Genomic DNA, 12,944 nt, shown 5'->3' on the forward strand with positions numbered 1-12,944 from the left:
GGCCCGCCCCTTAGAAGCTGTGCTCGGGCCCGGGGAATACCCCCTCCCGCACCTCCTTTGCGTAGCGGGCCAGGGCCTCCTGGAGGAGCCTTCCCCCCTCCAGGTAGCGCTTGGCGAAGCGGGGCTGGAACTCCCCATAGAGGCCCACCACGTCGTGGAACACCAGGATCTGGCCGTCGGTGTGCGGCCCGGCCCCGATGCCCACGGTGTGGACGGAAAGCCTCTCCGTGATCTCTTTGGCCAAGAGGGCGGGAACCATCTCCAGGACCACCCCGTAGGCCCCGGCGGCCTCCAGGGCCAAGGCCCCCTTGAGGATCCTCTCCGCCTCCTCGGGGCGCTTCCCCTGGAGCCGGTAGCCCCCAAGCTGGCTCGCCGTCTGGGGGGTGAGGCCCACGTGCCCAAGAACCGGCACCCCGGAGCGGACCAAGCCCTGGACGATTTCCGCCACCTCCTCGCCCCCCTCCAGCTTCACCGCGTCCGCCCCGCCCTCCTTCAGGAGCCGCTCGGCGGCCCAAAGGGCCCGGTCCAGGGTGGCGTAGGAGAGGTAGGGAAGGTCGGCCACCAGGAAGGTGTCCGGAGCCCCCCGGCGGGCCGCCTTGGTGTGGTGGAGCATCTCCTCCAGGGTCACGGGGACCGTGGAGGCGTAGCCTAGGACCACCATGCCCAGGGAGTCTCCCACCAGGATGGCGTCCACCCCCGCGGCCTCGGCCAGGCGGGCCGTGGGGTAGTCGTAGGCGGTGAGGTAGACGAGCCGCTTCCCCTTGGCCTCGCGGAACGCCTTCACGGTGCGCACGGGAAAAGGCTATCATGAAAAGGCGTGGCCGTGCCCGAAGACCTCACCCTAAGGCCCAGGTCCTTGGACGAATACATCGGCCAGGAGCGGCTGAAGGCCAAGCTCTGGGTCTACCTCGAGGCCGCCAAGGCCCGGAAGGAGCCCTTAGAGCACCTCCTCCTCTCCGGGCCCCCGGGCCTCGGCAAGACCACCCTGGCCCACGTGATCGCCTACGAGCTCGGGGTCAACCTGCGCGTCACCTCGGGGCCGGCCATAGAAAAACCCGGCGACCTGGCCGCCATCCTGGCCAACTCCCTCGAGGAAGGGGACATCCTCTTCATTGACGAGATCCACCGCCTGAGCCGCCAGGCCGAGGAGCACCTCTACCCGGCCATGGAGGACTTCCAGATGGATATCGTCATCGGCCAGGGCCCAGCGGCCAGGACCCTGAGGCTGGAGCTCCCCCGCTTTACCCTCATCGGGGCCACCACCCGGCCCGGCCTCATCACCGCGCCCCTCTTGAGCCGCTTCGGCATCGTGGAGCACCTGGAGTACTACACCCCGGAGGAGCTGGCCCAGGGGGTGATGCGGGACGCCCGGCTCCTGGGGGTGGCCATCGCCGAGGACGCCGCCTTGGAGATCGGCCGGAGAGCCCGGGGCACCATGCGGGTGGCCAAGAGGCTCTTCCGTAGGGTGCGGGACTTCGCCCAGGTGGCCGGGGAGGGGACCATCACCCGGTCCAGGGCCCTGGAGGCCCTGGAGGCCCTGGGGGTGGACGAGCTCGGCCTGGAGCGGCGGGACCGGGAGATCCTCGAGGTCCTCATCGGCCGCTTCGGCGGGGGACCGGTGGGGCTCCAGACCCTGGCCACGGCCCTGGCCGAAGACCCAGGCACCCTGGAGGAGGTCCACGAGCCCTACCTCATCCAGCAGGGCCTCCTCAAGCGCACCCCCCGGGGCCGGGTGGCCACGGAAAGGGCCTACCGCCACCTGGGCTACCCGCCCCCTGTGGAACCCCTCCTATGATCCGGGCGACCCTGGAGGAGCTGGACCTGGGGGAGCTCCTGAAGGCCCTGGAGGTGGGCCGCAAAAGCGCCGTGGTGAGCTTCCAGGGGCGGGTTTACGGCCGGGTCCATCTCCTCTCCGGCCGTATCCTCTACGCCCGCACCGAACCCGGCCCCCACCTCGGGGAGTACCTCGTGCGCCTCGGGCACCTGAGCCTGGAGGAGGTCCAGTCCTTGGTGGAGCGCCAGGGGCAGGAAAACCCTGGCACCCCCCTGGGGGCCTTGGCCCTGGAGCTTGGGCTCATCGGGGAGGAGGAGCTGATGGAGGCCCTGCGGGCTCAGGTGCTGGAGGCCTTGGCCACCCTTTTGGGCGAGGCGGAAGGGGAGATCCGGGCCGAGCCCCTGGAGGCGGGGAGCCAGGTGGCCCTGCCCCAGACCCTGGACACGGGAGCCCTCCTCCTGGAGGCCGCCCGGCGCCTGGACGAGTGGCGGCGGGGGCGGGTGGACCCGGACGAGGTCCTCCACCTGGCGGAGGACCCCACCCGCCACCCCCTCTCCCCCGAGGCCTGGGGAGTTCTGGAGCTCCTGGACGGCGTGCGACGGGCGCGAAGCGTGGCCCTCCTGTCCGGCCTCCCCGAGGAGGAGGTCTACCATCTCCTGCACGAGCTGAAGGGCCGGGGCCTGGTGCGCCCCTCCACCCTGCTCGCCGAGGATCCTTTGGTGGTGATCCTGGCGGAAAGCGGCGTGGTGCGGAGGCTTCTCCTCTACCTCCTCGAGGCCCACCGCTACCGGGTCCTCCTCGCCCGGGACCTCGAGGGGCTGCTGCGGCTACTCAAGGAGCGGCCCAAGGGGGTCGTCCTCCAGGGGGAGAGGGCCCTCGAGGCGGCCCGGCGGGTCCGGGCGCAACCCGAGGGGAAGCTCGCCTCGGTCTACGTGGTGAGCGAGTCGCCTCCCGGCCTCCTCTACCGGCCCCTTAGGGTCCTCCACCTGCCCAAACCCCTAAGGGCCCAGGAGGTCCTAAAGGCCCTAGCCCCCTTGCGCAAGGGGGCTAGTTAGGCCGCCTTCCCTCCTTAAGGAGGGTCGCCGCCCGCTCCCGGTAGGCGAGGAGGGTCCCGTGCCACTCGTCCGCCGGGTGCACGTGGGGCAAGACCGCCTCCGCCCGGGCCAGGATCTCCTCGGGGGAGCGGTAGCCCAGCTGGGCCAGGGTGTCCACCACCATCTCCTGGGCCCCCACCCACTCCCGGCTGCCCTCCTCCGCCCGCTCCGCCGCCAGGCGGTAGTGGGCCAGGGCCTCCTCCAGCTGCATAAGGTCGTAGGCGATGTGGCCCAGGATGAGCTCCCCGGAGGCCTCGGCCCCCAGGCGCACCGCCTCCCGGGCCGCCGCCTCGGCCTCCCCGTAGCGCCCCTGGCGGTAGAGGGCTTCCGCCAGGTCCGCCAGAGCCTGGCCCAGGTAGGGGTAGTCCTCCTCCCGGAGGAGCTCCCTTAGGTAGCCTTCGGCCTCCACGTAGGCCCCCTGGTCCAACGCCGCCACCCCCAGCTCGTGGAGGACGTAGGGCCGCTCCGAGGCCTCGGCCCGCAGGAGGGCTTCGCGGTAGGCCTCCACCGCCTCGGCGTAGCGCCCAAGCTGCAACAGGGCCTGACCCGCCACCATGGGGGTACCGTAGGCCTTGTGGCCGCTTTCCTCCTCCTTCTCCAGGGCCTTCCTGGCCTCCTCCAGGGCCCGGTTGGGGTTCCCCAGGAGGAGGTGGGCCCGGGCCAGGAGGTAGTGGCGGGTGGCGGCGTCCTCGGGGCTCTCCTCCCCCAGGGCGGCCGCTTCCTCCAAAGCCTTAAGGGCCCGCTCTCCTTCCCCCGCCTCCACCCACATGGCGGCGGCGTCCAGAAGGAGCCAGTAGCGCTCCAGCCCCAGGGCGATCCCCGCCCCCTCCTCGTAGGCCGAGGCGGCCTCCCGGTGGCGGCCCAGCCGCTCCAGGGCCCTTCCCTTAAGCGCCTCCGCCCGCCAGGCCAGAAAGGCGGGAAGGCCGGGCCTCAGGGTCTTCAACGCCTCCTCCAACCTCCCCAGGTAGAAGAGGGCCTGGGCCTGGTGGTAGCGGGCCCGGGGGTCCTCGGTGGGGAGGAAGAGGGGGAGCACCTCCGCCTCCGGGCGCCCCTCCAGGGCCAGAAGCTCCCCCAGGAGGGCCCGGTAGAGGGGGTGGAACTCCAGCTCGCCCAGCTCGTAGGCCTCCTCCAGAGCCCGGTGGGCCTTCTCCAGCCCCTCCTCCCCGTAGAGGCTGTAGACCTCCGCCAGCAGAAGGAGGGCCTCCCTGGCCTCCTCCTTGCGGCCGAAGAGGGCTTTCCGGGTGAGGCGCTCTATGGCGCTGTCGTAATCCCCCTGGTGCAGGGCCTCGAGGACCCCCCTCATCGCCCCTACTATACCCCTTCGGCACCCCAAACTCCTGACCCGGCCCTGACACAAACCGGGCTAGACTGAAGGCGTGGCCACGGTGCTCCTGGTGGAGGACGAGCCCGCGGTCCGCCTGGGGGTGCGCCTGGCCCTGGAACGGGCGGGGCACCGCGTCCTCGAGGCCCCCACCGCCGGGGAGGCCTGGCCCCTCCTCAAGGAGGCGGAGGCGGTGATCCTGGACTGGGTGCTCCCCGACGAACCGGGCACCCGGCTCCTGGAAAGGATGCGCCAGGGCCCCTACCCCAACCTTCCCGTCCTCATGCTCACCGCCCGGGCCGAGGTGCGGGACCGGGTGGAGGGGCTTTCCCGGGGGGCCGACGACTACCTGGCCAAGCCCTTCGCCACGGAGGAACTCCTGGCTCGCCTCGAGGCCCTGCTGCGCCGGGCAGGGAGGCGGAAGCTCCTGAAGCGGGGCCCCCTCCTCCTAGACCTGGAGCGCAGGGAGGCCACCCTGGAGGGGAGGCCCCTCCCCTTAAGCCGGCGGGAGTTCGCCCTCCTCGCCTTCCTGGCGGAACGCCCGGGAAGGGTCTACACCCGGGAGGAGCTTCTGGAGGCCGTATGGGGGCAGGACTACCTCGGCACCCCCAGGACCGTGGACCAGCACATCCTGCAGCTCCGGGAAAAGCTCCGGGAAGACCCCAAGGCCCCCCGCTTTCTGGAGACGGTGCGAGGCGTGGGCTACCGCTTCCGGGAGGGGGCATGAAGGCCCTGGCCGAGGCCTGGGAGGAGGCCCTCGAGGGCCTGGTGGCCCACGAAGACCGCCACGTGGTCTACCTGAACCCCGCGGCGGCCAGGTTGCTCGGGGTGGCCCGGGAGAAGGTGATGGGCCGCCCCCTGCTCCTCGCCCTCAGGGATCACCGCCTCGAGGCCCTGGCCCTCCACGGGGGGGAAAGGCTTCTGGAGGTGCGGGACCGCCTCCTCCGGGTCAAGGCCCTTCCCGGGAGGCTCTACCTCCTGGACGAGAGCGAGGCCCAAAGGCGCCTCAGAACCCTGGAGGAGGCGGCGGAGACCCTGGCCCACGAGCTCCGGACCCCCCTCGCGGGGATGGGTCCCCTCCTGGAGGCCCTAACCCCCAGGACCCCGCAGGAAAAGGAGGTCCTGGCCCTCCTGCGGGCCGAGGTGGCCCGGCTCTCCCGCCTGGCGGAGGGCCTCTCCCCCGTCCGCCCCGGGCCCAGGCGTCCCGTGGTCCTCCTGGAGCTTTGGGGGCGCCTGGAGAGGCTCCTAGGGGAGAGGCTAAAGGGAAAGGAGGTGGAGGTCCACCTCCCCCACACCCTCGCCACCGACCCCGAGGCCCTCTTCCAGATCCTCTTGAACCTGCTGGACAACGCCCTCAAGTACGGCCGGGACCCCATCCGCCTCCTTTCGCGGCAGGAGGGGCCAAGGCTTGGCCTCGAGGTGCGGGACCGGGGAGGGGCGCTTCCCGACTACGAGGCCCTGTTCCTGCCGGGAAGGCGGGGCGTGGCCGAGGGGCGGGGCCAGGGGCTCGGCCTCTACCTGGTGCGCCGCCTGGCAAGGGCCCTGGGCGGGGAGGCCTACGCCCGGCGGGAAGGGGAGGAAAACGTCTTCGGCGTGAGCCTTCCCCTAGACTGAAGGCAGGGGGTCGTATGCGCGAAGCGTTGGACAAAGCCTTGAACCAACTGGTAGAGGAAAGCCTCCGGATGCTCTCCTTGGTGCGGCAGATGACCCAGGAGGCCACGGAGGCCTTGGTGGAGGGGGACCGGGCCAAAGCGGAGGAGGTGATCTCCCGGGACAAGGAGGTGGACGCCCTGGAGCTTAAAATTGAGAACCAGGCCATCGCCGTCATTGCCCGGCACCAGCCCGTGGCCTCGGACCTCCGCCTCATCTTCACCATCATCAAGGCCCTCACCGACCTGGAGCGCTCCGGGGACTACGCCGTGCACGTGGCCGAGGACGCCCTCTTCCTCTCCCAGGAGCCCCCGCTCAAGCGCTACGTCACCCTGCCCGAGATGGGGCGGCGGCTTCTCGCCATGATGGACATCCTGGGCAAGGCCGTGGCGGAGCGGGACGCGGAGCTTGCCCGCCAGGTTCTGGCCATGGACGACCAGGTGGACGGCCTCTACGAGGAGGTGACCCGGGAGCTCGTCACCTACATGATGGAGGACCCCCGTACCCTCACCAAGGCCCTGACCCTCATGCGGGTGGCCCGGAGCTACGAAAGGCTCGGGGACCACCTGGAGAACATCGCCGAAAGGGTCATCTACTGGCTCACCGGGGAGGTATACAAGGCCCCGGAGGACGTTGACTAGGCTACTCCGCCTCCGCCTCCTCCGCCCCCTGGCGGCGGCCCGCCTTCCACTCCAGGCCAGCACAGATGAAGTCCAGAAGGTCTCCGTCCAGGACGTTCTGCGGGTCAAAGCGCATGAGACCGGTGCGGTGGTCCTTCACGTACTGCTTGTCCAGGACGTAGCTCCGGATCTGGCTCCCCCACTCTATGGGCCGTACCTCGCCCCGGAGCTTCTGGAGCTCCTCCTGCTTCCTCCGCCACTCCAGCTCAAAAAGCCTGGAGCGGAGGACCTTCATGGCCAGCTCCTTGTTCTTGATCTGGCTCCTCGTGGTCTGGCAGGTGACGGTGATGCCCGTGGGCAGGTGGACGATGCGCACCGCCGAGTCCGTGGTGTTCACCCCTTGGCCCCCGTGGCCCTGGGAGCGGAAGACGTCTATGCGCAGGTCCTCGGGCCGGATCACCACCTCCACGGTGTCGTCCACCTCGGGCATGACCTCCACCCCGGCGAAGGAGGTGTGGCGGCGGCCCGAGGCGTCAAAGGGGGAGGGGCGCACCAGGCGGTGGACCCCCGCCTCGGGGGAAAGGAGGCCGTAGGCGTTTTCCCCCTTGATGAGGATCTGGGCGTAGTCCAGACCCGCCTCGGGCCCGGGCTTCAGGTCCACCACCTCCACCTCAAAGCCCTGCCGCTCGGCGAAGCGGGTGTACATCCGGAATAGCATCTCCGCCCAGTCGCAGGCCTCGGTGCCCCCGGCCCCGGGCTGGATGGTCAGGATGGCGTTCTTCTCGGCGTGGGGGAAGGTGAGGAGGGTCTCGTGGTAGAGGGCTTCCAGCTTCCTCGAGGCCTCCTCCAGCTCGGGCCTCAAGGCCTCCCGCTCCTCGGCCGGAAACTCCTCGTAAAGCTCCAGAAGCCCCTGGAGGTCGCTTTCCAGGGAGCGGAAGGTGTCCACGGTGCGCCGGAGGCGGGCGGCCTCCCGGCTTACCTTGCGGGCCTCCTCCGGGTCCTGCCAGAGGGCAGGGTCCTCCAGCCTCCGGTCCAGTTCCTTAAGGCGGGCCTCCTTCCCGGGGATGTCAAAGATACCCCCGGAGGCCGGCCAGGCGTTCGCGCAAGAGCTCCAGGTCCATACCGCCCCCAGTATAGGGAAGTGCGAGGTGCGATACAAGCACCCTTACGTCTAATAGGCTAAAGATGTATGATAATTATGCTATGGAGTTGGAGAAGCTGGCCGCCAACCTGCAAGAGGCCTACCCCCAGGGCCTGCCGGGGGAGCGGGAGGCCCTGGTGACCCTCTTGCTGCAGCGGGGCCTGCCCCGGCCGGAGGCCCAGGGCTACGCCCACTTCCTTCCGGGCGAAAGGCCCCGCTGGGCCTTCACCCGCCGCCCCGTGGACCTCAAGGCCCTCATGCGGGCCCTGGACCAGGAATACCCCGAGTTCGTTGGGGAGGGGGACGAGGAGGAAGAGGCCCTGGCCTTCCTTGCCCTCCGCCTCGAGGGGGACCGCCAGGTGGCCAAGGAGGTGCTCGATGCCCTCCGGGCCGCGGGCTACGTGGAAAAGGCCTACCGCCCCGAGCGGGTGCGGGACCGCCTCCTGTTCCGCTTCCCCGAGGCCCTGCGCCTCTACGCCTAGGCGCGCGGGCTCAGTCCGCCGCCAGGGCCAAGGAGGTCTCCTCCAGACTTACCCTGGCCCCCAAGGCCTGGAGGCGCTCCCCCAGATCCTCGTAGCCCCGCTCCAAGAAGTACACCCCCTCAATCTCGGACACCCCTTCCGCGCTCAAGGCGGCCACCACCAAGCTCCCTCCAGCCCGGATGTCCAGGGCCTTCACTTGGGCCCCGCGCAGGCGCTTCCCGCTGATCAAGAGGGTCCGGTCCCGTAGGTAGAGCTCCGCCCCCATCCTCGCCAGCTCCCCCACATGGGTGAAGCGGTCGGGGTAGACCCGATCGGTCACCGTGCTCTGGCCGGGGACCGTGGCTAGGTAGGCGGTGACGATGGGCTGGAGGTCCGTGGGGAAGCCGGGGTACTCCCGGGCCTCCACGTGGAAGGGCTCGGGGTCCGGGGTGGCGGTGAAGCGCACCCAGTCCTGGCCTACCTCCACCCGGTGGCCGGCCTGGCGCAGCTTGTCCAGGAGGGCATCCAGGTGGTCCGGGCGCACCTCGCTTAAGGTGAGCTCCCCCCGGGTTGCCGCCGCGGCCAGGAGGTAGGTGCCCGCCTCAATCCGATCCGGGATGATCCGGTAGGTACCCCCACCGAGGCGCTCCGCCCCCCTCACGTGCAGGATGGCGCTCCCCAGGCCCCGCACCTCCACGCCCAGCATCCGGAGGAACCGGCCCAGGTCCTCCACCTCGGGTTCCATGGCCGCCTGAACCAAGGTGGCCTCGCCCCCCAGGGCCACGGCCAACATGGCCTGCTCCGTGCCCCCCACCGTGGGCAGGTCAAAGACCACGCGCCCCGAGAGGGGGCGGACCCTCCGCGCGTAGAAGGTTCCTTCCTCCTCCACCACCTCGGCCCCCAGGGCCCTCAGGGCCTTCACGTGCTGGTCCACGGGCCGAACCCCGAAGGCGCAACCCCCCGGAAGGGAGATCCGCCCCTCCCCTACCCGGGCGAGAAGGGCCCCCCACACGATGAAGCTGGCCCGCATCTGGCCCACGAGCTCGTAGGGGGCGTGGGCGCTTTGGATCTCTGGGGTGTGGAGGTGGAGGGTACGCCCTTCCCAGGCGTACCGGGTACCCAGGTGGGCGAGGAGCTCCAGCATCACCTCCACGTCCCTGAGCCTGGGCACCTCCACCAGGGTGATGGGCTCAGGGGTCAGGAGGCTTGCAGCCAGGATGGGCAAGGCGGCGTTCTTGGCAGGGTAGACCCGGAGTTCCCCCGAAAGGGGAAGCCCGCCCTCCACGCGCAGGATCCTTCTGGTGCCCTTCCCCGGGTCCGTAGGCATCATACACACCTTACTCAAGGTGAGGATAAGGACCCTCAACCCCATTGTCAAGCGGATGCGTTTTCTGCTACACTCTAGCCCCAAGGGGCGTATGCCGAAGAAGGAGAAAAAGCGGCTTCAGGTGGTGATCTCCGAGGAGCAGGATGCGCTCCTCACCCGGGCGGCCTACGCCCTTTCCAGCCCGGAGCGCCTGGTGTCCAAATCCGAGGTGGTGCGCCTGGCCATCGCCAAGATCGTCCAGGAGCTAGAGGAGGGCAAGGAGGAGCTGGCCGAACTCCTCAAGCGCCTGGAAGAATAAAATGGCCGGCATGGTCCTGGGCGGCCGGTACCGCCTCGAGGCCCCCTTGGGTTCCGGGGGCATGGCGGAGGTCTTCCGGGCGGTGGACGAACGCCTGGGGCGCAGGGTGGCGGTGAACCCCCTCCACCCCCGGGCCCTCCCCCCGGAAAGGGAGCGCTTCTTCCTGGAGGTCCGGGCCCTCTCCCGCCTCTTCCATCCGGGCATCGTCCAGGTCTTGGACCTGGGGGAGGAGGAGGGGCGGCCCTACTTCGTCATGGAGCTGGTGGAGGGAGGGACCTTTGACCGCTTGGGCCCCTTTGAGGAAGGGCCGGAAGGGGAGCGCATCCTGAAGGCCGCCCAGATGGTCATGGAGGCCCTGGCCCACCTCCACGCCCAGGGCATCCTCCACCGCGACCTCACCCCCAAGAACATCCTCCTCACCCGGGAGGGCTACCCGAAGGTCATGGACCTGGGCCTGGCCTACCTCCTGCAGGAGAGCCGCCACCTCACCCGCACCGGCTACACCCTGGGTACCCCCCTATACATGGCCCCCGAGCAGGCCAAGGGGTTGCCCCTCACCCCCAAGGCGGACCTCTACAGCTTCGGAGCCGTTCTCTACCGTACCCTCACGGGAAAGCCTCCCTTTGAGGGGGAAAACGATCAGGCCATCCTCTTCCAGCACGTCTACGAGGCCCCCAGGCCCCCGGAGGCCCTGAACCCCGCTGTGCCCAAGGGGGTGAGCGAGGGAGTGCTGGGCCTTCTGGCCAAGCACCCTGAGGAGCGCCCCTCCCATCCCACCCTTTTCCAGGGCCCCCTCTTGGACTTTCAGAGCCTGCGCCTCGCCACCCCCCGGGCGGGGGCGAGCCGGTCGGGCCACTACCCCACGGCCCCCGACCCCCGCCGCCTCAGCCTCAGGGGCAAGCTGGAGCTGGGAGGGGAGGCCGGATGGCCGGGGGAGATGGTCTACGCGGGAGGGCGGGTCTACCTGGGGGTGGGGCAGGGCCTGGCGGAGGTGGACCTCCTCACAGGGGAGGTGCGCCAGCAAAGCCTCCCCGAGGCGGTTTCCGCTCCTCCGGTGGTCCGGGGCGGGGTGTACGTGGGGTGCTGGGACGGGAAGGTGCGCCGTTTCCGGGGACGGGTTCTGGAGTGGAGCGCGGAGACCGGGGCCGAGATCACCGCCGCCCCCTTGGTCCTAGGCCCCAGGGTCTACGTGGCAAGCCGGGACGGGACCCTTTACGCCTACGAAAAGGACCAGCCCCTCTTCCGCTTCCACGCCGGAGGCCACCTCTCCGCGAGCCCCACCTTCTACCGGGGACTCCTCTTCGTAGGGGGGGAGGACGGCTGGCTCTACGCCCTGGACCCGGAGAACGGGGCCTTGCGCTACAAGGTGAGGACGGGGCCGGTCCATGTGCCCGTGGCCGCCTATGGGGGGGTTCTCTTCATCCCCACCTGGGAGGGAACGGTGTACGCCTTTGACCCCCTGACCCGGGAAACCCTTTGGAGCGCGGAGCTGGAAGGGGAGATCTGGGGCGGGCTGGCCCTGGACGAGGAGCGGGTCTACGTGGCCGCCTGGGACGGGGTCTTAAGGGCCCTGGAGCAGGCCACGGGGGAGGAGGCGTGGAGCCTCGAGGTGGGCAAGGTGACCGCGGGCCTCGTCTACGCCGCGGGGCACCTCTTCCTGGCCACGGAGGAGGGCCGCCTGCTGGCCGTGGACCGCCGGGGCCAGGTGGTGTTTGAGGCCACGGGCCTGGGGCCGGTGCAGGTGCCACCCCTCCCCCTTCCCGAGGAGGTGCTGGTGGTGAACCTGGCCGGACGGCTTTACCGCTTTGGCGTAGGATGAGGCCATGGAGGCCATCCACACCGAGAAGGCCCCCCGGGCCGTGGGCCCTTACTCCCAGGCGGTGCGGGCCGGGGGGCTCCTCTTCGTCTCCGGCCAGATCCCCCTGACCCCCGAGGGCACCCTGGTGGAAGGGGGGATCCGGGAACAGACCGAGCAGGTCATGGAGAACCTAAAGGCCATCCTGGAGGCCGCAGGCGTGGGCCTTTCCCAGGTGGTCCAGACCACCTGTTTCCTGGCGGACATGGAGGAGTTTTCCGCCTTCAACGAGGTCTACGCCCGCTACTTCACCCCGCCCTATCCGGCGCGGGCCACGGTGGCGGTCAAGGCCCTGCCCCGGGGGGTGCGGGTGGAGGTGGCCTGCATCGCCCTGGCGGAATAGCGCACCCTTGCAGAGAAGCGTAGAATGACGGCATGACCGGGGCCGAGGAGAGCCAGCTTCTTGAGTTGGAGGAGCGGTTCCGCGGAGGGGACGTGCGCGCCCTGGCCCGGGCCCTCACCCTGGCGGAGTCGGGCCACCCCCTGGGCCAGGCCCTCCTCAAACGCCTGCGGGGCCGGGGACAGGCCAAGGTGGTGGGGGTGACGGGAAGCCCCGGAGCGGGGAAGAGTACCCTCACCGACCGGCTCATCCTCGAGGCGCGCAGGCGGGGAGAACGGGTGGGGGTCTTGGCCGTGGACCCCTCCAGCCCCTTCACCGGAGGGGCCATCCTGGGGGACCGCATCCGCATGATGCGCCACCACCAGGACCCCGGGGTCTTCATCCGCTCCATGGCCTCGAGGGGGGCCCTGGGGGGGCTTGCCGGGGCCACGGTAGCCGCCCTAAACCTTTTGGAGGCTTTCGGCTTTGACCGGATCTTCGTGGAAACCGTGGGCGTGGGCCAGAGCGAGGTGGACATCGCCCGGGTGGCGGACACCACCCTCCTCGTCCTCACCCCGGCGGCGGGGGACGCGGTCCAGGCCTTCAAGGCGGGGGTGATGGAGATCGCCGACCTTTTCGCGATCAACAAGTTTGACCTCCCAGGAGGGGAGCGCCTCATCCAGGAGCTCAAAGGGGCCCTGGAGCTCTCCCCTCCCAGGCCTGGAGGCTGGCATCCCCCCATCTACCCCACGGTGGCGGCCACGGGAGAGGGGGTGGAGGCCCTCTTTGAGGGGCTGGAGGCCCACCACCGCCACCTGGTGGAACACGGGCTTCTGGCTGCCCAGCGCTTGGAGCGGGCCCGGTTTGAGGTGGAAAGCGTCATTCAGGACTGGGGCCGGCGCAAAACCCAGGCGGCCGAGGCCCTGGTGGCCCGGGTGGCCAAGGGCGAGCTTTCCCCCGAGGAGGCGGCCCTAACCCTGCTTCGACCGGAGGCGTAGAAGGGCCTTGCGTAGCATCTCCCGCTCGTTGGCGTAGGAAAGCCGGTCCAGGGCCTCGGCGGCCGGGAGGAAGTAGGCGGCCTCCA

At 70.1% G+C, this 12,944-nt stretch carries 15 protein-coding genes (1 of these 15 cut by a window edge); 10 read left to right on the forward strand and 5 right to left on the reverse strand.

Features of this window, described 5'->3' with window-relative positions; all coding sequences use genetic code 11:
• Positions 1-10: 10 nt before the first annotated feature.
• The gene (panB, locus tag H531_RS0106420; protein ID WP_022798535.1) at positions 11-793 is read right to left on the reverse strand and encodes a 3-methyl-2-oxobutanoate hydroxymethyltransferase; all 783 of its coding nucleotides are present in this window, start codon (positions 791-793) and stop codon (positions 11-13) included.
• Between the two features lie 30 nt (positions 794-823).
• Here panB and ruvB point away from each other — a divergent pair, with 30 nt between their 5' ends.
• A complete protein-coding gene (gene ruvB, locus H531_RS0106425) occupies positions 824-1,795 on the forward strand; it encodes a Holliday junction branch migration DNA helicase RuvB (protein WP_033399288.1) in 972 nt (323 codons plus the stop codon).
• On the forward strand, positions 1,792-2,829 hold the full coding sequence (locus H531_RS0106430; protein WP_022798537.1) for a DUF4388 domain-containing protein: 1,038 nt from the start codon (positions 1,792-1,794) through the stop codon (positions 2,827-2,829). The genes ruvB and H531_RS0106430 overlap by 4 nt, the downstream gene beginning before the upstream one ends.
• Here the strand turns inward: H531_RS0106430 and H531_RS0106435 are convergent.
• Positions 2,822-4,171 (reverse strand): tetratricopeptide repeat protein, encoded by a 1,350-nt coding sequence (locus tag H531_RS0106435; protein WP_022798538.1) that lies wholly within the window; start codon positions 4,169-4,171, stop codon positions 2,822-2,824. The genes H531_RS0106430 and H531_RS0106435 overlap by 8 nt on opposite strands.
• 73 nt (positions 4,172-4,244) lie before the next feature.
• Here H531_RS0106435 and H531_RS0106440 point away from each other — a divergent pair, with 73 nt between their 5' ends.
• The 3 genes from H531_RS0106440 to phoU are packed head-to-tail and all read left to right on the forward strand — an operon-like array spanning position 4,245 to position 6,480.
• A complete protein-coding gene (locus H531_RS0106440; protein WP_022798539.1) occupies positions 4,245-4,916 on the forward strand; it encodes a response regulator transcription factor in 672 nt (223 codons plus the stop codon).
• Complete coding sequence (locus tag H531_RS0106445; RefSeq protein ID WP_022798540.1) at positions 4,913-5,803, forward strand: sensor histidine kinase; 891 nt, start codon at positions 4,913-4,915, stop codon at positions 5,801-5,803. Before H531_RS0106440 ends, H531_RS0106445 begins: the two co-directional genes overlap by 4 nt.
• Positions 5,804-5,817: 14 nt before the next feature.
• Positions 5,818-6,480 carry a phosphate signaling complex protein PhoU gene (gene phoU / locus H531_RS0106450; RefSeq protein ID WP_022798541.1) on the forward strand — a complete coding sequence of 221 codons (663 nt, stop codon included), beginning with the start codon at positions 5,818-5,820 and terminating at the stop codon, positions 6,478-6,480.
• 1 nt (position 6,481) lies between these two features.
• Here phoU and prfB read toward each other — a convergent pair.
• A protein-coding gene (gene prfB, locus H531_RS0106455) for a peptide chain release factor 2 (RefSeq protein WP_156860462.1) occupies positions 6,482-7,580 on the reverse strand; the annotation gives its coding sequence in 2 pieces (ribosomal slippage) (positions 6,482-7,528 and positions 7,530-7,580; 1,098 coding nt in all).
• Between the two features lie 82 nt (positions 7,581-7,662).
• Here prfB and H531_RS0106460 point away from each other — a divergent pair.
• A complete protein-coding gene (locus H531_RS0106460; RefSeq protein WP_022798542.1) occupies positions 7,663-8,082 on the forward strand; it encodes a hypothetical protein in 420 nt (139 codons plus the stop codon).
• A gap of 10 nt (positions 8,083-8,092) precedes the next feature.
• Here H531_RS0106460 and murA read toward each other — a convergent pair whose 3' ends face one another.
• On the reverse strand, positions 8,093-9,391 hold the full coding sequence (murA, locus tag H531_RS0106465; protein ID WP_022798543.1) for a UDP-N-acetylglucosamine 1-carboxyvinyltransferase: 1,299 nt from the start codon (positions 9,389-9,391) through the stop codon (positions 8,093-8,095).
• 88 nt (positions 9,392-9,479) lie between these two features.
• Between murA and H531_RS0106470 the strand changes: the two genes are divergently transcribed.
• Genes H531_RS0106470 through meaB form a run of 4 tightly spaced genes read left to right on the forward strand, consistent with a single transcriptional unit; the run spans position 9,480 to position 12,858 of the window.
• Positions 9,480-9,686 (forward strand): hypothetical protein, encoded by a 207-nt coding sequence (locus tag H531_RS0106470; RefSeq protein WP_022798544.1) that lies wholly within the window; start codon positions 9,480-9,482, stop codon positions 9,684-9,686.
• Position 9,687: 1 nt separating this feature from the next.
• Positions 9,688-11,505, forward strand: a complete 1,818-nt coding sequence (locus H531_RS0106475; protein ID WP_022798545.1) for a serine/threonine-protein kinase — start codon at positions 9,688-9,690, stop codon at positions 11,503-11,505.
• Between the two features lie 4 nt (positions 11,506-11,509).
• Complete coding sequence (locus H531_RS0106480) at positions 11,510-11,884, forward strand: RidA family protein (protein ID WP_022798546.1); 375 nt, start codon at positions 11,510-11,512, stop codon at positions 11,882-11,884.
• Positions 11,885-11,916: 32 nt separating this feature from the next.
• On the forward strand, positions 11,917-12,858 hold the full coding sequence (gene meaB, locus H531_RS0106485) for a methylmalonyl Co-A mutase-associated GTPase MeaB (protein WP_022798547.1): 942 nt from the start codon (positions 11,917-11,919) through the stop codon (positions 12,856-12,858).
• Here the strand turns inward: meaB and H531_RS0106490 are convergent.
• Positions 12,832-12,944: the end of an NUDIX hydrolase gene (locus H531_RS0106490; RefSeq protein ID WP_028490697.1), read on the reverse strand. 346 nt of this gene lie beyond the right edge of the window; only the last 113 of its 459 coding nucleotides appear in the window; its start codon lies off the right edge, out of view; the stop codon is at positions 12,832-12,834. The genes meaB and H531_RS0106490 overlap by 27 nt on opposite strands.

Origin of the sequence: Thermus islandicus DSM 21543, from assembly GCF_000421625.1 — a bacterium.
GTDB lineage: Bacteria > Deinococcota > Deinococci > Deinococcales > Thermaceae > Thermus > Thermus islandicus.